Annotated in this window: 21 protein-coding genes; 6 read left to right on the top strand and 15 right to left on the bottom strand. The window is 44.7% G+C overall.

Going from position 1 to position 19,254, the window contains the following annotated elements; genetic code table 11:
• Positions 1-113: 113 nt before the first annotated feature.
• Positions 114-1,133 (bottom strand): Delta(5) desaturase DesA, encoded by a 1,020-nt coding sequence (gene desA, locus JOJ89_RS05535; RefSeq protein ID WP_203289786.1) that lies wholly within the window; start codon positions 1,131-1,133, stop codon positions 114-116.
• A 218-nt stretch (positions 1,134-1,351) separates the two neighbouring features.
• Between desA and JOJ89_RS05530 the strand changes: the two genes are divergently transcribed.
• Positions 1,352-1,846, top strand: coding sequence for a DinB family protein (locus JOJ89_RS05530; RefSeq protein ID WP_347401517.1), 495 nt, complete (start codon positions 1,352-1,354; stop codon positions 1,844-1,846).
• Between the two features lie 510 nt (positions 1,847-2,356).
• Here JOJ89_RS05530 and JOJ89_RS05525 read toward each other — a convergent pair.
• From JOJ89_RS05525 to JOJ89_RS05480, 10 genes are all read right to left on the bottom strand, one after another.
• Positions 2,357-2,857: a DoxX family protein gene (locus tag JOJ89_RS05525; RefSeq protein ID WP_029282451.1), complete on the bottom strand. Its 501-nt coding sequence runs from the start codon at positions 2,855-2,857 to the stop codon at positions 2,357-2,359.
• 275 nt (positions 2,858-3,132) lie between these two features.
• On the bottom strand, positions 3,133-3,981 hold the full coding sequence (locus tag JOJ89_RS05520) for a VOC family protein (RefSeq protein ID WP_203289785.1): 849 nt from the start codon (positions 3,979-3,981) through the stop codon (positions 3,133-3,135).
• A 109-nt stretch (positions 3,982-4,090) separates the two neighbouring features.
• Positions 4,091-4,879 carry a DUF4240 domain-containing protein gene (locus JOJ89_RS05515; protein ID WP_029565193.1) on the bottom strand — a complete coding sequence of 263 codons (789 nt, stop codon included), beginning with the start codon at positions 4,877-4,879 and terminating at the stop codon, positions 4,091-4,093.
• Between the two features lie 104 nt (positions 4,880-4,983).
• Positions 4,984-5,634 carry an RNA polymerase sporulation sigma factor SigH gene (gene sigH / locus JOJ89_RS05510; RefSeq protein WP_029282458.1) on the bottom strand — a complete coding sequence of 217 codons (651 nt, stop codon included), beginning with the start codon at positions 5,632-5,634 and terminating at the stop codon, positions 4,984-4,986.
• A gap of 263 nt (positions 5,635-5,897) precedes the next feature.
• Complete coding sequence (locus JOJ89_RS05505; RefSeq protein WP_203289784.1) at positions 5,898-6,284, bottom strand: hypothetical protein; 387 nt, start codon at positions 6,282-6,284, stop codon at positions 5,898-5,900.
• A gap of 15 nt (positions 6,285-6,299) precedes the next feature.
• The gene (locus tag JOJ89_RS05500) at positions 6,300-7,454 is read right to left on the bottom strand and encodes an FtsW/RodA/SpoVE family cell cycle protein (protein ID WP_203289783.1); all 1,155 of its coding nucleotides are present in this window, start codon (positions 7,452-7,454) and stop codon (positions 6,300-6,302) included.
• Between the two features lie 41 nt (positions 7,455-7,495).
• The gene (locus JOJ89_RS05495) at positions 7,496-7,696 is read right to left on the bottom strand and encodes a hypothetical protein (RefSeq protein ID WP_029282463.1); all 201 of its coding nucleotides are present in this window, start codon (positions 7,694-7,696) and stop codon (positions 7,496-7,498) included.
• A 49-nt stretch (positions 7,697-7,745) separates the two neighbouring features.
• Positions 7,746-8,378 carry an NUDIX hydrolase gene (locus JOJ89_RS05490; RefSeq protein WP_203289782.1) on the bottom strand — a complete coding sequence of 211 codons (633 nt, stop codon included), beginning with the start codon at positions 8,376-8,378 and terminating at the stop codon, positions 7,746-7,748.
• The gene (locus tag JOJ89_RS05485) at positions 8,378-9,127 is read right to left on the bottom strand and encodes a hypothetical protein (protein ID WP_203289781.1); all 750 of its coding nucleotides are present in this window, start codon (positions 9,125-9,127) and stop codon (positions 8,378-8,380) included. The genes JOJ89_RS05490 and JOJ89_RS05485 overlap by 1 nt, the downstream gene beginning before the upstream one ends.
• A 47-nt stretch (positions 9,128-9,174) precedes the next feature.
• The gene (locus JOJ89_RS05480) at positions 9,175-10,764 is read right to left on the bottom strand and encodes a long-chain-fatty-acid--CoA ligase (protein ID WP_203289780.1); all 1,590 of its coding nucleotides are present in this window, start codon (positions 10,762-10,764) and stop codon (positions 9,175-9,177) included.
• A gap of 296 nt (positions 10,765-11,060) precedes the next feature.
• Between JOJ89_RS05480 and ftsW the strand changes: the two genes are divergently transcribed.
• On the top strand, positions 11,061-12,233 hold the full coding sequence (gene ftsW, locus JOJ89_RS05475; RefSeq protein ID WP_203289779.1) for a putative lipid II flippase FtsW: 1,173 nt from the start codon (positions 11,061-11,063) through the stop codon (positions 12,231-12,233).
• A 72-nt stretch (positions 12,234-12,305) separates the two neighbouring features.
• Here the strand turns inward: ftsW and JOJ89_RS05470 are convergent, their stop codons facing one another.
• Positions 12,306-12,923, bottom strand: coding sequence for a DedA family protein (locus JOJ89_RS05470; RefSeq protein ID WP_203289778.1), 618 nt, complete (start codon positions 12,921-12,923; stop codon positions 12,306-12,308).
• A 106-nt stretch (positions 12,924-13,029) separates the two neighbouring features.
• Entirely contained in the window at positions 13,030-13,878 is an 849-nt protein-coding gene (locus JOJ89_RS05465) for an STAS domain-containing protein (protein ID WP_035318955.1), read from the bottom strand.
• Between the two features lie 260 nt (positions 13,879-14,138).
• On the opposite strand from JOJ89_RS05465, the gene JOJ89_RS05460 reads away from it, so the two are divergent.
• Positions 14,139-14,477: a hypothetical protein gene (locus JOJ89_RS05460; protein WP_035318952.1), complete on the top strand. Its 339-nt coding sequence runs from the start codon at positions 14,139-14,141 to the stop codon at positions 14,475-14,477.
• 78 nt (positions 14,478-14,555) lie between these two features.
• Here JOJ89_RS05460 and JOJ89_RS05455 read toward each other — a convergent pair whose 3' ends face one another.
• Both JOJ89_RS05455 and JOJ89_RS05450 read right to left on the bottom strand, forming a co-directional pair.
• Positions 14,556-15,413 carry an AraC family transcriptional regulator gene (locus JOJ89_RS05455; RefSeq protein ID WP_242524665.1) on the bottom strand — a complete coding sequence of 286 codons (858 nt, stop codon included), beginning with the start codon at positions 15,411-15,413 and terminating at the stop codon, positions 14,556-14,558.
• 75 nt (positions 15,414-15,488) lie between these two features.
• Positions 15,489-16,061, bottom strand: coding sequence for a histidine phosphatase family protein (locus JOJ89_RS05450; protein ID WP_203289777.1), 573 nt, complete (start codon positions 16,059-16,061; stop codon positions 15,489-15,491).
• A 95-nt stretch (positions 16,062-16,156) separates the two neighbouring features.
• Here JOJ89_RS05450 and JOJ89_RS05445 point away from each other — a divergent pair, with 95 nt between their 5' ends.
• The 3 genes from JOJ89_RS05445 to JOJ89_RS05435 are packed head-to-tail and all read left to right on the top strand — an operon-like array spanning position 16,157 to position 19,227.
• The gene (locus tag JOJ89_RS05445) at positions 16,157-17,059 is read left to right on the top strand and encodes a DoxX-like family protein (protein WP_203289776.1); all 903 of its coding nucleotides are present in this window, start codon (positions 16,157-16,159) and stop codon (positions 17,057-17,059) included.
• Positions 17,060-17,069: 10 nt separating this feature from the next.
• Entirely contained in the window at positions 17,070-17,672 is a 603-nt protein-coding gene (locus tag JOJ89_RS05440; protein WP_203289775.1) for a DUF4166 domain-containing protein, read from the top strand.
• Positions 17,659-19,227, top strand: a complete 1,569-nt coding sequence (locus JOJ89_RS05435) for a YndJ family protein (RefSeq protein WP_203289774.1) — start codon at positions 17,659-17,661, stop codon at positions 19,225-19,227. Before JOJ89_RS05440 ends, JOJ89_RS05435 begins: the two co-directional genes overlap by 14 nt.
• Positions 19,228-19,254: the final 27 nt, after the last annotated feature.

The following is a 19,254-nucleotide window of genomic DNA, read 5'->3' as shown; positions in this document are numbered from 1 at the left end:
AACTCCTTTTTTTACCTATTTTATCACAAGAAAAGCGGAAGCTCCCGCAATACATTTGTTATTTGACATCATAAGAAAATACATGCAGCCTACTGGCTGCATGCCATTTTCATCTATACAGTCTGACTTCTTCGAACTTTTGCGTAAGCGCGGATTTCTTTGTAGCCGACAAACTTTTTCCCCTGCTCATCCCATAAACGAAACTTCAGAGACTGAAGACTTGTTTTAAGGGTAATGGTCGGGATGTTTTGAAGCGGCTCTGTGTTCACATGTGCTTTTTCCAGGTTGTAGTTAGGGACTCTCGGGCTTAAATGGTGAACATGGTGGTAGCCGATGTTACCAGTCAGCCATTGCAGCGGCTTTGGAAGCTTATAAAAAGAACTTCCCTCAACTGCAGCTTTCACATAATCCCAGTTTTCATCTTCTTCAAAATAAGAATCCTCAAATGTATGCTGCACGTAGAACAGCCAAACTCCAAGGGAACCTGAGATCAAAAACAGCGGCGCCTGGACGAGCAAAAATGCTTCCCAGCCGATTGTTAAACAAAGCACAGCAACTGCTGCGGCAATCAGAACATTTGTAAGATAGGTATTTATACGCTCGCTGCGTCTAGCACCTTTTTTATTAAAACGATTTTTCAAAAGAAATACATAGGTAGGTCCGAGTCCGAACATAACGAGCGGATTGCGGTATAAACGGTAGGCAATTCTGCGCCACACCGGCTCAGCAAGATACTCATCCACTGTTAAAACCCAAATATCACCGGTTCCGCGCTTGTCTAAATTTCCGCTTGTTCCGTGATGGATGGAATGATCGTGCTGCCACTGGCTGTAAGGAAAAAGAGTTAAAACGCCAGTTATGGTTCCAACAAACTTGTTTGCTTTTCTGCTTTTGAAAAACGAGTGATGACAGCAGTCATGGAAAATGATAAAAATCCGCGTCAGAAAAAAGGCGGCTGCTGTCGTAAAGGCAAGCGTCAGGAAATAAGAAATCTGCAGGCTCTGATAAGCCAGAATCCAAAGAAGAAAAAAGGGTCCGAGTGTGTTGATCATCTGTATGATGCTTGCTTTCGTATTGGCTTTTTCATATGGGGCTACTTGTTTTCGTAAGTTTTTCTGTAATTCTTTGCTCATAGGTTATTGATTCCCTTCTCAATAAGGTACTTCAAATTATAAAGGGGTTTCAAACGTCTGTGCAGACATATGTGTCATAGACCATACATGATAAATGTCATATAGGCTTTTCCACACTTTTATAAATTTTATATTTTTTAGGAGGAAAATAAAGATTCTGCGGAGAATTAGTTCACGGAACAGCACATACGTTCTTAAAAACTAATTGAATTGGAGAGATGATGATGTTTGTTACCGTAGAAAATTTTCTCGCAGATTACAAAAATGAGGCAGTCTTGACAAAAAAATTGCTTGATGCCCTGACAGATGCCTCTTTAAAACAGGAAACCGCTCCCGGTTACCGGACACTCGGGGAACTCGCATGGCACCTTGTTCCGAACGATTCCATGTTCAAACCGATGGGGCTGAGCATTAAAAATCCAGGAAGCAGCGAGGTGCCTGCAAGTGCTTCTGACATAGCAGAGCAATACCGGATCGGAGCAGATTCAGTCATTGAAGCTGTCAGCAAATGGGACGACGAAAAACTTCAGGAAACAAATGAAGTGTTTGGCTACGAGTGGCAAAACGGACTGACACTGTCCCTTTTCCTCAAGCATGAAATTCATCACCGCGGACAGCTGACCGTGCTGATGCGTCAGGCCGGACTTCCTGTTTACGGCGCGTACGGACCATCAAAGGAAGAATGGGCTGAAATGAATATCCCGTCCCTTTAAACAAGTACATTGGATAGTTTAACCAAATAAATCCGAACTGCATTCCTTTTTTAATGAGGAATTTGTTCGGATTTTTTCTATTCATTCTGTATTGATGCAGAGATTTGCGGCTGGACTTATATTAGTGGTGCTCATTTGTTCTGGCTCCACACTTATTGGCAGTACTCGCCTTGGTGATGCCACTTTTCTCTGGCCCGAGCAACATCTCTGGCGCCACTCACCTTGGTGCTGCCACTTTTCTCTGGCCCCGATCAACATTTCTAGCGTTATTCCCCTTAGTGCTGCCACTTTTCTCTGTTTCCGGCCACCATTTGTGGCGCCACTCGCCTTAGTGACGCCACTTTTCTCTAGCCCCGGCAACCATTTGTGGCGCCACTCGCCTTAGTACTGCCACTTTTCTCTGACCCCAGCCACCATTTGTGGCACTACTCGCCTTAGTGATGCAACTTTTCTCTAGCCACAAACACCATTTCTGGCGCAACTTCCAAATTTCCTTCCCAGCCTTCATCTTCAATGAACAACTGCATGTTTTCTATTCCATTTTTTATGTTTAAACTCATTTTTAAAGTAAGGCAAGACCAGTCTGTCTAATCCGTAAAACCAGGCTGCTGCACCAGCCGCTATCAGGAGAAAAGCTGCGGTGTAGAGGACCGGATTCGTGCTTGTTGTACCTGCCAGCATGAAGTTGAGGTTCATAAACGCTCCGGCAAGCAATGCCGGAAGTGTTGCAAGTCCGATGATCAAGCCTATTCCGACCAGTAATTCTCCCCAAGGAATAAGAACGTTGATAAGGTCAGCATTCGGGAGCGCCGCATGCTTCAAAAATGCAGCGTACCAGCCTTGTACAGCCGGGTGCTCGCCGCCTGCTTTTGCAATAGCACCTTGCAGATAACCTGTGGCATCAAAGCCTCCTGCTATTTTCGCAATTCCTGCTTCAAACCATTGAACGCCGAGCCAAATGCGAAGAACGGTCCAAACAATCGCCATTTTCGGTCCTCTTAACCAAGCCATCATTTCCATCTCCTTTTTGTGAAATCTTTCACAAAAGTAATTAAAAAAATATATGAGCCCTGCCAGCTGGTTATACTCCGGAAAGTTTGTGAAGTTTTTCACTAACTTTCCTTACTCTTACTATACTCCTCCAGAATCAACTATTCAACCGCTTTCACATAGTGTTCAAAATATTTTATATTTATACAGCTCAGACCACTCAAGTCTCCCAGTCAGATACTCCATCCCCCAGAACAAAAAAACCCCAACAGCCACAGCCGCCAAGGTTCATCACATCAATATGTTAATCTAATCCGGTTACCTGACGGATCAGCAGTCATCACAAAGCCATTTTCAATAAAGGTTTTCGCACCCATGTTCTTTAACCGTGCAACAGCCTGTTCAAGTGAATCTGCATCAGGATAGATGAGTGTAAACCAATCCAGTCCGGCACTTTGTGGATATGGTGCAGGTGCTCCTTCGCCTGCCCAAGTATTCAGGCCGAGGTGATGATGGTAGCCGCCTGTGGACATAAACATGGCCTGTCTTCCGTACCTGGCAACGGTTTTAAATCCAAGTCCCTGATCATAAAACGCTTCCGTTTCTTTTAAGGAGGAAACATGCAGATGAATGTGCCCCATAACTGTATTTTCAGGCAAAGAAAGCCATGGTTCACCCTTTGCTTCTGCGAGCACGCCTTGCACATCAAGTGTTTCTGTTGTCATTGCCACTTGGCTGCCTTGCCAAATCCACTTGGATGCATCACGGTCTGAATAGATTTCAATGCCGTTTCCGTCGGGATCATTTAAGTAGATAGCCTCGCTCACATGATGGTCTGAGGCACCAAGCGGAATATTCAAATGGACCAGGTGCTGCAGCACTCTTCCAAGGTCTGAACGGTCAGGAAGAAGCAGGGCGAAATGATAAAGACCAGCGGTTCCTTGCTGTTTGGGAGCAATGTTCGGCGGCTGCTCGATTGAAAGAAGCACGTTTTTCCCATCAGCCGTAAGATCTGCTGTGTGTTCTGTTTCATTCAGCACGTTGAACCCGATGACTTCTTTGTAAAATGCTAAAGAACGCTTTACATCCTTTACTTTTATTCTTACTTCTCCTGTATACGTATTTGGCGCCTTATGAAAGCCCATGGTAAACCTCCTTAATTTAACTTACTTTATGTAAGTAATTATATTTTAGTAAGTATTAAAAGTCAATGACTTATTCCATATAAAATAGACCTGCGCTAAACGCAGATCTCTATCCTTCCATGGGAACCTCCCCGAACCTTCTCCAGAGTTTTGGAAATTTGCGCTGAAGTCCCTCTTCATCATCTTCTTCCCAGTCAAACTCGATTTCCGGGTATGGTGCATAGCCTTCAAGTTGTTCAAAAAGCTCATGATATTCTTCATCATCACGGCCTGTCTTTTCTTCAAATGCAAGACATGCGGCATATAACAGGTCCTCAGCCTGCGGAAAGTCACCATCTTCTTCCATCCGCTCAAGCAGCGGAAGCAGCTGTTCAGGATCAGCTTTGGCTCCTTCAAATGTTTCTTTTCCCTGAAAAATAAGCCAGGCTCTGAAATAATCAAAGCAGTCATCTGAGCATCCGCCCATAATAATGTATGCAGCTGCCCACAAATTCGACGAGAATGAGCTGTTCATCTGTTTCTGCAGGATGGCATCGAAACGGGTTATTTCTTTATTTGGCATTTTAGATAAGGCGCTGATGAGCCACTCCATCTGCTCCTCTATGTCTTCGCCTCTTCGTTTTGCTTGAGAGAGAAGATTCCAGAAAGCCTCCTCAGTCATGGATGATTCTTTTACGATCCCGTCTGCTTTTTGGACAGGGACGTAGCCTTTTTTCATTTTTGCTTTTATCAGCTTTTCTGCTTCCTTCAGGCACTCTTTCTCTGAATGAAAAGCTTTTGTTTTCACTGCGCCGCTTGTCCCTGTCTTGCCGTAGGTTACTGTAAAACTCTCTCCGTTTGTGCGAATTTCCCAGAATTTATTTGATGAATTGTCTTTATAAATGAGGAGTACTTCCATTCATTATTCTCCTTTTTCCTGTATGGATGTGGGATTTTATATGCAAAAATAAAAGCATCACCGGTTAAAGTCATGCCCTCAGATTTACCTTCTATTTAGCTGTTTTATACAAGGCTGTAATCACGCATTTCCATATATCTTTCAAGCTTTCTTTTCACCCGCTGCAGAGCATTGTCAATGGATTTGACATGCTTGTTCAACTCTTCTGAAATTTCAACGTATGATTGGCCGTCCATATAGAGGGCGAGCACTTTTCGTTCGAGATCACTCAGCATTTCAGCCATTTTCATTTCGATATCCAGCGCTTTTTCCTGGTTGATGATCAAGGCAGCCGGATCCATTGTTTTTGTTCCGGGAATCACATCGAGCAGCGTATGGTTATCATCTTCAAACAGGGGCTTGTACAAAGAGACATAGGAATTTAGAGGGGTGTGCTTCTGACGCGTCGCTGTTTTGATCGCTGTAATGATTTGTCTTGTAATGCACAATTCTGCAAAAGCCTTGAATGATGCCTGCTTGTCCACTTTAAAATCACGGATTGCTTTATAGAGGCCGATCATGCCTTCCTGCACAATATCCTCTCTTTCACCGCCGATTAAAAAGTAGCGGCTCGCTTTTGCACGGACGAAATTGCGGTATTTGCTGATTAAAAAGTCGGTCGATTCTGAATCTCCTTTTTGAACGAGCTCAAGCAATACTTCATCTGGCAAGTCAGCATAATTCTCAATTTTCCTCGCTTCTAATGTAACACTCATACAGATCCCTCCGCAGACTTCGTGATGATGATGACGGTCCCTATCCAAAAACTAGCAACAATGAGTATGATTATAATAACCCAGATATAACCTTAAAGATATTCAAAGTTATCGACTGTTGTTTACAGCGGGAGCCATAAAAATAGAAAACAAGGCAAGAAATGATAAAAAAGCTGTCGAATGGTGCAGAACAAATGGATGAAATGTCGCTATTTTGTATACGAAAGAGGTTTAGAGTTTGGATTTTTCGAGTTTTGACTGCATCACCGGTTTTTTCCCTTTTGTCTGTAAGGTTTTTGATGGCTCATTCTATGTTTTGACGGCTGGGGCTTCCTTCCGGGAAAAAACATCCAGTACAGGTTTTTCCCCGCTGCATTTATTCCGTGATACACAAGTCCGCCGAGGAGAACGAATAGAATAAAAGCAATGGCAGCCCCAATATCGCCAATGCCGAGACCGTCGTCAAAGTTTGACCTCTCCATCAGCATGCCGAGAAAATACATGCAGCATATGGCGGTCAGGGAGAAAAACACAGCTTCAAAATGATCTCCCAGCAAAACGGATTCATAAGCCATCAACCCTGAAAACAGCAGCATCCCGAAAAGAACCAGGAAGACAAAGAATTTCATGATACCCAGGACTACTTTCATAATGAACCTCTTTTCCTACGAATCAAAAAAATATTTTTTGTTGCGGAAGCTTATGCTGAAAACAAGTCCGATTGCGAGCATGTTACTGATCATCGAGCTTCCGCCGTAACTGATGAACGGCAGCGGTATCCCCGTGATCGGCAAAAGTCCGATTGTCATTCCCGCATTCTGAAAGACGTGAAACGCAATCATGGAAATGACTCCTGTGCAAACGTAAGAAGAAAACGGATCTTTCACATCCAGCGACAAACTGACAATCCGGTAGATCAGCAGGAAATAGAGGCTGATCACAAAGCTTGCGCCGGCAAAGCCGTATTTTTCTCCAATGACACTGAAAATAAAATCAGTGTGCCTCTCAGGCAAATGCACGTTGCCAAGCCCCGCTTCTTTTCCCGTAATCAATCCGGACCCGATGGCAAGCATAGACTGATAAAGATGATAGCCTTCACCGTCTCTGAATGTCTCAGGGTCAAGCCATGCATAGATTCTTCCGAGCTGATACTGCCTGACACCGATGATGCTGAGCATGTCCGGCTGAAAGACGATGAGGTAGATGATCAGACTTCCCGCTGAGAGCATGAACAGAAAAATGGGCACAATCAATTTCCATGTAATGCCCGAAACGAGAATCATTCCGCTGAAAATGGCAAGCAGGACAAGCGATGTTCCCAAGTCAGGCTGCTGCATGATGACGGCAATAAGGGCAAACGTTGCCAGCAGCATTTTTGCAAACAGCTGCAGATCGCTCTTCCAGTCGCTGAATACTATTTTTTCATGATGAGCTGAAATGAGATGGCTGAGGGCCAGGATCAAAGCAATCTTCGACAATTCCGAGGGCTGGAGGGAACCGATTCCGGGAATCTGAAACCAGCTTTTCGCCCCATTGACCGGCCTTGCAATGGATTCGGGTGCCACTATAAGAAAGATCAGAAGAAGCATCGCAAATCCGTAGGCAAACCATTGAATCCGCTGTATTTGCTCCATATCAAAATACATAACGGTTAAAATGATGATGCATCCGACTATATACCACGCAATCTGTTTCACAAGGAAATTTTCGTTATACTGCCCAAATTCCTGAGCCGTGCTGATTGAGAGAAAGCTGATGATGGAAAACAGGAAAATAATAAAGACAAGACTAAAATCAAAAGGATGTTCATTTTTCTCCATACTTTGCAAATCCTTTCGCATGCAGAGCTGTTACAATTCTGTCAGTACGACGTACCGCACTTGCCGCAGTCTCTTTTACCGGGGGCATTTATATAATTCTGAGTCTGAACAATGGCCGTTCCGCAGCCCTGGCAAATAACCGGCTTCACATCATAGAGCTGGTCCATTACTTTTCTGCCAAAATAAAACACCGGAATGGCCGGAATCACTACACTTAGTATGACAGCCCACATTGGAATCATCTTCATGCACCTCCCTATCATTACATACGAATATTCAGGATAAAAAGTTTCAAAGAACACCAGCCATTCTTTGCTCAATTAAAGTTAAAACCTTCTTATAATATGAATCTTCATGCGGAACAAACCGTTTCATCCCTGCAGTCATTTGCTTGTCGCACCGGTTATCATCTAAGTCCTCTTCAAACCCATCTATGACAATGTCTTTTCTGACTCCTTCAATCAGCTCTTTAAACGCGGCCAGTTCTGTTCTGTAAATCCCCGATACTTCTTCTTTCTGCAGAACAAAGTCAGAGCTTGCTCCATGAAAGTGATACAAAAAGACGTGGGCAATTTCATTGTCGCGGAGTTCACCGCTTGTAACAGAATAATCAACGATATCCAGCAATTTCAGCTCTGAAAACATCAGTTTGACACCGATTTCTTCCTCTACCTCCCTAATGCCATCCCTCACAGATTCATCTGCCAGCAAATGTCCGGCGGCTGTAATATCGAGCATGCCTGGATAATCTTTTTTATTTGCGCTTCGAAGCTGAAAATAAAGAAAGATTTTCCCGTTCTCTTCTTTAGCAAACCAGCAGTGAAAGGTTTCATGCCAATAGCCTTTTCTATGTATTTCTTCCCGCGGGGCTGTACCCACTGGCTCTCTATTTTCATTAAATATGCGAAGCAGTTCCTGTTCCATTATTTTTCTCCTGTCATTTTTTCATAGATTGAGAGGGCCTCTGTCACGAATGCCTCATCATACCCGGTTTTTGCGCAAATTCTTTCTGTCCATTCTTCAAGGGAATCTGCATCCCTGTCATGCACCAGACCGGAGTTTGTGCTTAAGAAGCTCCTCCAGTCATAAAACTCCCAGTGTGCGGTTTCTCCGGGCAGCTGCACGCGTGTCTCAACAAGCGGCTTAGGGTGAATGGTATTTTGGGAATGCTCGGCTGCAGCAAGAAACTCATTCCGGTCAAGCGGTGCCGTCTGATAGATCTGGGATGAGTATTTTCCGTTCGGGCGGTGATAGGTGATCTTCACCCCGTCATCCGCAGGCTCCACTGATATTTCTGCACCCGGAAAAAACTCTTTCAATCGTGCATTTGTGAACTGTTCGTCATCCGTGTCTATTAAAATCGGCATGAGCCACTGATCCCCGAGGTCACACAGGAAGCGCCTGCCATTTTGATCGCGTGCTATCACCGCACCGTGGTCAAGGCCAATCGGATACGCTTCTATTCCCGCCCTGTCGAATTCATCAAGCAGCCAGATGGATAAATCAAAGCAATTGCCTGAGATGCCGTACTGGTCCCTGTGCTCTTTCATCTCTGAAAGGGAGCGCTGTTTTTTCCGGCCTGCTCTCCTGTGGTGCCAGACCTTGGTGAGTGTTTCCATCGGAAAACCGTCAAATTTTCTCCATACTTGTATGATTTCGTTTGGTGCTTTCATTTTTTTCCTCCTGAAAAAGAACCAGGCTTCCCTGGTTCTTGTATGTCTCAATTGACAAATTTCTCTTTTTCTCTCCAAAATTCCTTCCTCAGATGCACTTTTTGAATTTTTCCTGAGGCGGTTTTAGGGAGCTCGTCTGCGAATATGACTCTTGTAGGCGCCTTGAAGTGAGCCAGTTTGCTGCGTGAGAAGGCAATCAGCTCTTCTTCGCTTGTGAGCAGTCCCTCTTTAATAACAACGATGGCAAGCGGCGTTTCTCCCCACTTTTCATGAGGCACGGAGATAACGGCAGCTTCCTGCACGGCAGGATGATCATATAAGACGCCTTCCACTTCAATGGACGAAATGTTTTCGCCTCCGCTTATGATAATATCTTTTTTCCTGTCAGCAATTTCAATATTGCCATCTTCATCAACCACTGCCATATCCCCTGTAAAATACCAGCCGTCCCGGATGACTTCAGCCGTTCCTTCCGGGTTGTTCCAGTACCCTTCCATGACGCCGTTCCCGCGGACTGCCACTTCCCCGATCACACGGCCATTGTGCTGCACCTCTTCACCGGTCTCGGTAAAAACACGCACGTCACTGCCTATAAACGCATAGCCCGCTTTTGCTTTCAAACGGTATTTTGCTTCAGGCTCCAAGTGCTTTTGAGTATCCCGGATGATGGACGTAGTAATGAGCGGTGAAGCCTCCGTCATGCCATACACCTGGATAAATTCCCACTGCAGCTCTTCTTCCACTCTTTTGACAAAAGCAGGAGGAGGAGCAGAGCCTGCGACAACAATTCTCATTTCCTGCGCCTGTTTTTCATAGCCATGAGCATCTGCATACTGCAGCAGGCTGTTTAAGACCGTCGGTGCCATATGCATGACCGTTACACCATAGGCATTGATCTTTTTGAAAATGTCTGCGGGCTGTACTTTCCGCAGGCAAACCTGTACTGCCCCATTTGCCGTGTAGTAAAAAGGAGATCCCCACCCGTTAACATGAAACATCGGGAGCACGTGCAGCAGCACATCTCTGTCCGACACTCTGAGATGATGCATAGAGGTCAGCGCATGCAGGTAATTACTGCGGTGAGTCAGCATGACACCTTTAGGTTTGCCGGTCGTTCCGCTTGTGTATAAAAGAGTGGCGAGGTCCTCTTCATCCATTTCCGGGCGGCCGATATCGCTGCTCTCATATAAACTGAGCCATTCCTCATAAGCAAACGTATTGTCATTCCCGGTTTCAAGCCCGTGGACAAGAATGGATTTAACCGTTTTCAATTGGTCCCGGACTGGTTCAATTTGAGCATATAATTCTTGATCAACAAACAATACTTTTGTTTCACTGTGATTTAAAATGTACACATAATCATCCGGAATCAGCCGTGTATTCAGAGGCACCATCACAGCCCCAAGCTGCAGGACACCATAAAAACCTTCATACATCTCAGATGAATTCGGCGCAAGATACGCAACCCGGTCCCCTTTTTGCACCCCTAAATCTGCAAGTCCCCGTGAAAGCCGGTTTACCCTCTCTCCAACCTGTGCATATGTAAACTCTTTCCCATCATCAATGATGGCTGTCTTCCCCCCGTAAAGCTTTACAGCCCGATCCAGAAAATCTGCCAGCAGCAAAGGCACCTTCATCGTCCGCATCCCCTTTGTCGAAATATTCAATATTTTACACTGCTAGTATACCATAAGTGCTCAAATGTGTTATATAACAAGGTTTCAGCCTTACTGAAAATCGAAAGAAAATCCATAAACCTGGCTATGATTACAAAAATTCCTATTTAATTGTTTGCATTCCTTACAATTACCTTAAATGCTGTTCCACCGTGCCGATACAAAAGAAGGATCACTTTTTTTCTTAAAACTTGTTAGTGACAGAACGTTTTTGGGTATACAATCTTGGTCATTATGAAACCTTAAGGAGCTGCACCATGTTCATCAGAATAGTAAAATCCTACGATTATTCCCTGATTGCCGCTGTATTCGCGCTGAGTGCCTTCGGCCTTGTCATGGTATACAGTTCAAGTATGATTACATCCATCCTGCGGTACGAAGTTACGAGCAGCTATTTCTTTCAAAAGCAGAGTCTGTCTCTTTTTATCGGAACGGCCGCTTTTATCGTTATAGCCATCATCCCTTATAAGCTGTTTCTCCAAAAAGGGATCATCAAGCTTTTATTCTATGGAACCATCGGGTCTTTGCTCGTTGTTTTTGTTTTCGGACATACGGCCGGCAATGCCCAGAGCTGGATCAAGCTTGGAGGAATGGCCATTCAGCCTGCTGAATTTGCCAAGATGTGGGTCATCATTTACCTTTCAGCCCTGCTTGCTAAAAAACAGCGGTACATGGATGATTTCGGGCATGCGATTCTGCCCCCCGTCATTTTTGTCGTGATTGTGTTTGTCCTTATCCTGATACAGCCTGATTTCGGAACGGCCCTGATCCTTCTTTTGAACGCATTCATTGTTCTTCTGTGCTCGGGAATGACGTTTAGAAGTTTTATGAGACTTTTCGTATTTTCCATCGCGGCTGCAGGTCTCGGACTTTTGCTTTTATATGTGTCGGATAAACTGGCAGACGTGTTTTCACCCGAGAGGATCTCAAGGTTTACTGGATTTATGGATCCTTTTGAAAATATGGCCGATTCCGGCTATCAGCTTGTCAGCTCCTATTTTGCCATCAGCAGCGGAGGTGTTACAGGACTTGGTCTTGGAAACAGCATCCAAAAATATGGGTATCTCCCGGAAAGCCATACTGACTTCATCATGGCGGTCATCAGTGAAGAGTTAGGGATAATTGGAGTGCTGATTGTTATTGGACTACTTGCTTTTATTGTGTTAAAAGGATTCTTGATAAGCAGATCGTGCAAAGATCCGTTCGGTTCGCTGCTTGCCATCGGCATTTCTTCGATGATTGGCATTCAGTCTGTCATTAACCTCGGTGCCGTAGCAGGGCTTCTTCCGATTACCGGCGTGACTCTTCCTTTTGTCAGCTACGGAGGCTCATCCCTCATCCTGCTTTGCATAGCAGCCGGCATGCTTGTGAATATTTCCATGATGAATAAATTTAAAGAGACTTATGTTGAGGAAAGAACGGCTGCCTGACCTGAAATGCGGAACCGCCCGTTTAGACCCGTCTAAAAAAAGCCAGATCCGCAATGGATCTGGCTTTTCCTGTTAACTCGTCCGATTTGTCATTCTTTTGCGCACAAACCAAATGATCACCGCAACGGCTGCGACTCCGAGCACAGCGTAGATCACGGATGAATAAACACCTACGTAATCATTGATCTTGGGCCATGCTTCGCCTAAGGATGCTCCAAGCAGCACAAGGGCTATGTTCCAGATCAGGGTTCCGGCAGTCGTAAAGAGCAGAAACTTTACAAAGTTCATATTGGACATCCCGGCCGGAATGGAAATCAGGCTTCGCAGCAGAGGGACCATCCGGCAGAAAAAAACGGTCCAAATGCCGTACTTGTCAAACCAGGCATCTGCCCGGTGCACATCTTTTTTCTTTACCCGTAGGATATGCCCCCACTTGTCGATGATTTTTTCAAGGCGCTCAACATCAAGCTGAAGGCCAATCCAGAACAGAATGACCGCACCGACAACAGATCCTGCTGTGGCAGCAAGAATGACACCCGGAATCGTCAAATCCGAATTGGTTGTCATAAATCCTCCAAAAGGCAAAACGACCTCAGAAGGAATGGGAGGGAAAATATTTTCAAGAGCAATCATCAGAAAAATGCCAAAATAACCGTATTGCTCCATAAAATCTGTAATCCAGTTTTCCAAAACGACTGCTCCTCTCGTGAAGCTTTTTTGATAAAATCCTTCCCTTTGAATCACCTTTTAAAACGTCATTATAAAAATGGCACCTCTGTAAAGAGATGCCATTTTTTCAGTTCACCTGTTCAAAACCAATCGATTTCAGTGCCAGATGGAGGCTTGAATATGATTCTGTTCCTTTGAAATCAAGTCCAAGACTTGTCATTGTCTGAGCAATCTCAGGGCGGATTCCGCTGAGTTTTGTATCAACGCCAAGAAGTGAGAGGGCATCGAGCACTTTGAAGATTTGATTGGCAACCATTGTATCGATAACCGGAACACCTGATAAATCAATGATCAAATATTCATAGCCGCACTCAGCGCTCTTTGTTAAAGCAACGTCCATTAACACCTGGGCACGCTGTGTATCAAGATCTCCTATCAGCGGAAGAACGCCTGTCTTTTCAGAAACATTCACAATCGGCACAGATAATTCATCTACCGCACTTTTAGCAGAATCAATGTTGGCTGAATAGCTCTTCATGTAAAAAACGCTGATTAAATGGATAGCGTGGTCCACTACATAATCAAACGCCGAAAGCAGCAAATAAAACTCATCTAAAGAAAGATTGTCTGCTGAAGCCTGATCCTTGATCATTTCTCCGATAAGATCCCTGTAGAACCTGATCTCCTCAACAGCAAGATCAAGGGGAAACTGAATCGTAACCAGAAGATTAGCCGTCTCTCTTCCCCAATTATTAATCAGACCCACTGCATTCTCTTTTGGAAGTGTTAACGATTCTGCATAAACATCAATCAGCTTGTTTCTCCACTCCGCAACTTCTGTGCTGTTTGATTGAATGCTGTTCGGATATTTAATCGTTCTTTCTTTTTTTATTGCGTTAATTAGGACTTGTTTTTCATCTATTACTTTTTCATTTATTTTTTTCAGGGTTTCTACTAAATTGTTTTTTGTTTGCATGGTTCTCCCTTCCAAAACAATATTCTTTTATTAAGGATAGTACGTTTTAGTTAGAATCTCAAACCATTTATGCCAATTCACTTCAAAAAATATTACCATCTTAGTCATGTATAAACATTCATTTTTCATATGTCCGGCTGTCTTCACCAAGAAAAATGTCGAATTCTGTAAAAATGGTTATCTATACGTGGACAAGAACATAATCGGAATCTCAAGCATGTACATAACATGTACTAACAAAACATAAAGGAGGGAAAACATTGAGCATTAAAGTAAAAGTCAATGTAAAAGTCTCTGTTAAAGACATTAATATTGTCACTGCGACTGGTGGAAGCTTTGCTGCAAACAAGGTAAAAGCAGAAGGCGGCGGTCAAATCTCAGGAAATCAGGGGCAGAATGCAAATCAGGGCGGCCAGATTGCAGGGGCAAACGGTAAAAATGCGAACCAGCTGAGCGCTATTGTAGACATTGGCAGTCAAGGTGATCCTGGTGTACTGGAACCGCTCGCTGAGCAGGCTGCAGAAACTGTGGCTGCGGCTGCGGCAGGCCTTGAAGATTCTCCAAAGCCAAAATTATGGCAAAGATGGTTTGAAAACTAACCATTCATCAAAATAAGGTTATCCCGCCTTTTCGTCAAAACGCAAAAAACACTCATCAAGAGTGTTTTTTGTCATGCCTTACTTTTTTACCGGAATCCAAATTTCTGAATAATAGTCGCTGCTGTATGCATCAGCTTCCGTATAAACTTCAAGATCCGGGGTTCCTGCATGTTCATAGCCGCTTGCCGGAAACCACTCTGAATAGATTTTTTTCCACGCCTCCTGCATCGCATCGGGCATCGCGCCTCTTACTTCAAAGATCACCCACTTTGAAGCAGGGACCGTCGTTGAAGCAAGTCCTTCCGGAGTTTCGCCGCTGTAGCTGCATGCAGCCCAATACGTCATCATACTGTCAGGACCCGGTTCACATATTCCCATGATCCCTTTAATACCGCCGTTATTCAGCGCAAGCAGCCTGTCATTGGTTCCGTTCTCATGAATGTCTTTCCACAATTGCGGAATACCAATCAGATTCTCCCCATTTGCACAGGAAAAGCTTCTCTTTACCCCTATAACAGGAAAACTCTCTCTTTCTTCCACTCTGTACTTCATCGGATCTGCTCCTTTCAAACTCACCTGAATTACCAGGCGGCTGTAGCTTGTAAAACAGCATGAGGCTTTTTTAGCTTCGCTCGGGGAAATTCCGTGCTGCCTTCTGAAAGCCTTAGCAAACGATTCAGGAGTGTCATAGCCATATTTCAAAGCAAGCTCAATGACTTTTGTGCTGCTGTGTGCAAGTTCGTGTGCTGCCAGAGTCAGCCTTCTGCGCCGGATATATTCGCCGACTGAAGAGTCTGTCAAAAGGGCAAACGTCCGCTGAAAGTGAAAGACTGATGCATTCGCGGCAGCCGCAATATCTTCAATGGCAAGCTCTTCAAGCATATGGTCTTCCATGTAATCAATCGCGTTTTGAATCGACCTTATCCATGATGGCATATGACTCACCTCCTGACTTTATTTTACAAGCGTCCAGCTCAAGCTTCCTGTCTTTTTCTGCTTTCAGGTGACAGGTTAAAGGTGCTTCGTACAGTTGTACATCTCGCAGGACCAACCCTTTTCCCCTTTAATCAAGGTGGAAACAGAGGTATTTCTCAGAGCTTCCTTCATCTCAAACTGAGGGACGAGCTGTTTGAGAAAGTGGGCTATGAAGAGGCCGTGACTGACGATCAGAATCTTTTTATCCGGGTGTTCATTCAGCAGGTCTTCCAAAAACTCTTTTCCTCTTTGTATGACATCATCGGTCTTTTCAATGCCGAGGTCGAGACCGCGCCAGCCCTCTCCCCACTTTTCCAGACGTTCAGCTTCGGTTGTTCCTTCAATAAGTCCGCCATTCACTTCTACTAAACGATCATCAAAGATAATCGGCAGATTCCCAAGCTTTACGGACACACATTCTGCTGTCTGTCTTGCTCTTTTCAGCGGGCTTGCAAAGATCAAATCCCATTCTTCCTCACCCAGCCTGTCTGCAAGCTTCTGCGCTTCTTCCATGCCATTTTCATCAAGCGGAATATCCGAGCTGCCCTGAGCTCTTCTCTCAACGTTCCATGCTGTTCTCCCGTGGCGTATGATTCCTATTTGTGTCATATGCGTCCATCCCCTTTGTAAAAATGTGGACAAATTCTCTTAATCTCTCATTTATCCGTCTATGAATATGATACTCTAAAAAAGAGGTGAATACGATGAAAAACAAACCGGTCTATGTGGAAATTCCTATAGAAGCGGAACTGGATAAACTATGGGACGCCACTCAGACTCCAGACTTGCATGAACAATGGGATCTCCGGTTTTCCTCTATTACATATCTGCCAAAAGAAGAAAACGGTCCTCAGCATTTTACCTACAAAACCAATATTGGATTTGGCCTCAGCATAGAAGGCTTTGGAAAAAGTGCCGGTGAATTTCATGCCCGTGACGGGTCAAGAACCTCTTCCCTGCATTTTGGAACCGATCAGAAACGGTCTTTGATCAGGGAAGGAAGAGGCTATTGGAAGTACAAACCAAATCAGGACAATATCACTTTTTTAACACAATATGATTATGATGTCAGATTTGGCAGAGCGGGAGCCATTTTGGACAGGTTTCTGTTCAGGCCGATGATCGGCTGGGCAACCGCGCTAAGCTTTGATGTGTTAAAAAGGTGGCTGGAAAAAGGGGAGACTCCGGGGAGCCAGTACCTCCGTTTTTTCAGCGTCTGGGTGATTTCGTTTCTTTTCTTTTTTGTCTGGACTTACCACGGGGCTGTCCCAAAGCTTTTCTTTCAGCACCCTGAAGAAATCGGAATGGCTGAAAAGCTCCTGCAGATGCCATATAAGGAAGCAGCCCTTCTGACAGCAGGTATTGGAATCGCTGAAATAGCATTCGGAATCCTGTGGCTGATGTCTGTAAAAAAGAAATGGCTGTTTGGGATCCAGCTTCTTGCTTTCCCAATGCTTGCTTTGTCTGCCGCTTTAGCAGACCCGGGTGTTCTCACTCACCCTTTTACACCGATTACATTTAATGCAGCGCTTTTTGTCCTGGCAGGAATCGGCTTTTTTCAAAGCAGAGACGTGCCTTCGGCAAAGAGCTGCAGGAGAAAAAGATAAGGAGAAACAGATGGCTATTTATCAGGAAGTATTACGAGAAGACTATCACCGTCTGCATCCTGCTCTTCAAAAGAGATATCAGTTTCCATTCAGGGGGAGCGGGATGATGCATAAGATAACAGGCGGCCCGAAATGGCTGTATCCGCTCTTTTTAGGGGGAGTCGCATGCAAGCTTCTTTTTCCGGAGAGAGGGGAGAACATTCCGTTTACGATTGTAAATTCCGTGAGAACGGGCGCGGGCGGTGAACAGCAGGTTCATTGGGAGAGAGTGTTTTATTTCCCAGGCAAAAAGAGATGGTTTAACGCTTTGATGAGCCTGGACGGTGAACGGAACGTCATCAAAGATTACTTGGGCGAACCAGGCCTGTTTTACTCTGATTTAACGTTTCATGTTACGGACCGAGGCAGCCTCAGAATTGAGTCCGGAAATCAAAGGCTTGTCATTGGAAAGCTTGAGATTCCCCTGCCGAAGATCCTCCAGGGTCTGGCATCTGTTGAAGAATCGTTCAATGAAACGAAAGGGTTCTTTACTATCCGGGTAGACGTGACAAATCCGCTGATCGGTCATGTATTTTCCTATGAAGGAGAGTTTGTTTCTGATGAACGTTTATAAAACGGCCGTATTATGCGGTTTGATGTTTTTCCTTTCGGCCGCTTTTCATGAAGGGCCCTGGTATTATCTGCTTCTTACTGCAGCCCAGCTTGTCTACGTCCCGCTTGTGCTAAGACAAGTCATACAAAAAGAGGACTGGTTTTACAAAACGTATAAATGGATCGCTCCTTTCGGATACGGCTCCGTTCTGCTCCTGCACATGCTGGGGCCGTCTCCGGCTGGTCCGATCCTTGCAGGTATTTATCTGCTATTTACAGTCTTTGTCGCAAGTTATGGCGCCACGCGTTTTCTGAAAAGGGGATTTGTAAGATTTGAGGAGTTTTCCATTGACATGGGCCTGATTTCCTTAATGATCGGGGGCGGCTGGTTTTTTGCCCATATTGCTGAAGTTGATACTGGATTCTCTCCGATCATCACGTGGCTGACGGGCATTCATTTTCACTACTCTTCCTTTTTGCTTCCGGTTTTTGCAGGGTTTCTTGGAAGATTGTTAAAAGGAACCGTCTACCGGGCTGCAGTCAGTATTCTGATCGTTTCACCTGTCATTGTTGCTGCAGGCATTGCTTTTTCCGTATGGCTTGAACTTTTTTCAGTGATTCTATACATCACCGGGATTTATGCGCTTATCTGGCATTCTTTTAAAGCGGACATTCCCCGGGGGAAATGGCTCATTCGTCTCTCCTTCTTATCTCTTGGAATCACCATCCTGTTTTCTCTTGCGTATGCGTCAGGAAATGCTTTCGGCGAATATGCCGTTTCCATAGACACCATGCTGAAGTTTCACGGCGTGTTAAACGGCGGGGTTTTTGCGTTGGCTGGAGTGATAGGATGGAGTGTGTCTACACCGGCATCTGCAGCGCTGCCTTCCTTCCCTGTAAGTAAAATACGCGGAAAACAGCATGCGGCGGATCTCGCAGCTGAGGCTCAGATTCATGTGGGACTTGTTGATGATATGAAAATTTACGGTTTAAAGACGACTGATACAATTACAGATTTTTATGAACATACAAGCAGCTACCGTTTGTTTGCAGCCGTGCACTGGCATACCTGGTTTAAACCTTTTGCTTTTTTCTATCATTGGATCAGCAGCCGTACAGAACAAATCCATTTGCCGCTTTCCTCTGCTCAAAAAGAAATGACCGGCGGTATTTATACGGTAAGAGAAGGCTTGGACGGAAGGCCGTCTGTCAGAGCGTGGCACAGACAAATTGATGAAAAAACGGTTTTTCTCGCCCTTTATTCTTATCATCAGAAAGACGGGGAGACCTATATGAATATTGCGCTCCCTCTGCCCGGATGCTCTATGATCGGCATACTCGAGCTCAGTAAATCCGGAGATTCACTGCTTTTGACAAGCAGAAAACAGAACCCTTCCTCTGATGCAGGCATCTATCTCGCCTGGAAAGATCACTTATTCAAACTGCCCTTAGATGAGGTATTCAGAGTAGAAGAGACTGAAAAGGGAAAGCTTGCAGCCATACATCAGATGAGAATAGCCTGCCTCCCTTTTTTAACAATCCGCTACATGATCTCTAAAAAAGAGGGCTCCTTTTAGCAAAGGCGGCTGACAGGACAAAAACAG

The organism is Metabacillus sp. cB07, assembly GCF_016839225.1.
Classification (GTDB): Bacteria; Bacillota; Bacilli; order Bacillales; family Bacillaceae; genus Bacillus_P; species Bacillus_P indicus.
This window is presented reverse-complemented; position numbering and strand designations above follow the sequence as displayed.

Bases quoted from the DNA above. Each gene is read 5' to 3' on its own strand.
- JOJ89_RS05530 (WP_347401517.1), top strand. From the start codon at position 1,352: ATGATGATGTTTGTTACCGTAGAAAATTTTCTCGCAGATTACAAAAAT.
- JOJ89_RS05500 (WP_203289783.1), bottom strand. From the start codon at position 7,454: ATGGAGAAAAATGAACATCCTTTTGATTTTAGTCTTGTCTTTATTATT.
- JOJ89_RS05435 (WP_203289774.1), top strand. From the start codon at position 17,659: ATGAACGTTTATAAAACGGCCGTATTATGCGGTTTGATGTTTTTCCTT.
- desA (WP_203289786.1), bottom strand. From the start codon at position 1,133: ATGAGCAAAGAATTACAGAAAAACTTACGAAAACAAGTAGCCCCATAT.
- JOJ89_RS05465 (WP_035318955.1), bottom strand. From the start codon at position 13,878: ATGCAAACAAAAAACAATTTAGTAGAAACCCTGAAAAAAATAAATGAA.
- ftsW (WP_203289779.1), top strand. From the start codon at position 11,061: ATGTTCATCAGAATAGTAAAATCCTACGATTATTCCCTGATTGCCGCT.
- JOJ89_RS05485 (WP_203289781.1), bottom strand. From the start codon at position 9,127: ATGAAAGCACCAAACGAAATCATACAAGTATGGAGAAAATTTGACGGT.
- JOJ89_RS05525 (WP_029282451.1), bottom strand. From the start codon at position 2,857: ATGGCTTGGTTAAGAGGACCGAAAATGGCGATTGTTTGGACCGTTCTT.
- JOJ89_RS05455 (WP_242524665.1), bottom strand. From the start codon at position 15,413: ATGCCATCATGGATAAGGTCGATTCAAAACGCGATTGATTACATGGAA.
- sigH (WP_029282458.1), bottom strand. From the start codon at position 5,634: ATGAGTGTTACATTAGAAGCGAGGAAAATTGAGAATTATGCTGACTTG.
- JOJ89_RS05445 (WP_203289776.1), top strand. From the start codon at position 16,157: ATGAAAAACAAACCGGTCTATGTGGAAATTCCTATAGAAGCGGAACTG.
- JOJ89_RS05440 (WP_203289775.1), top strand. From the start codon at position 17,070: ATGGCTATTTATCAGGAAGTATTACGAGAAGACTATCACCGTCTGCAT.
- JOJ89_RS05505 (WP_203289784.1), bottom strand. From the start codon at position 6,284: ATGAAAGTAGTCCTGGGTATCATGAAATTCTTTGTCTTCCTGGTTCTT.
- JOJ89_RS05495 (WP_029282463.1), bottom strand. From the start codon at position 7,696: ATGATTCCAATGTGGGCTGTCATACTAAGTGTAGTGATTCCGGCCATT.
- JOJ89_RS05520 (WP_203289785.1), bottom strand. From the start codon at position 3,981: ATGGGCTTTCATAAGGCGCCAAATACGTATACAGGAGAAGTAAGAATA.
- JOJ89_RS05490 (WP_203289782.1), bottom strand. From the start codon at position 8,378: ATGGAACAGGAACTGCTTCGCATATTTAATGAAAATAGAGAGCCAGTG.
- JOJ89_RS05515 (WP_029565193.1), bottom strand. From the start codon at position 4,879: ATGGAAGTACTCCTCATTTATAAAGACAATTCATCAAATAAATTCTGG.
- JOJ89_RS05450 (WP_203289777.1), bottom strand. From the start codon at position 16,061: ATGACACAAATAGGAATCATACGCCACGGGAGAACAGCATGGAACGTT.
- JOJ89_RS05480 (WP_203289780.1), bottom strand. From the start codon at position 10,764: ATGAAGGTGCCTTTGCTGCTGGCAGATTTTCTGGATCGGGCTGTAAAG.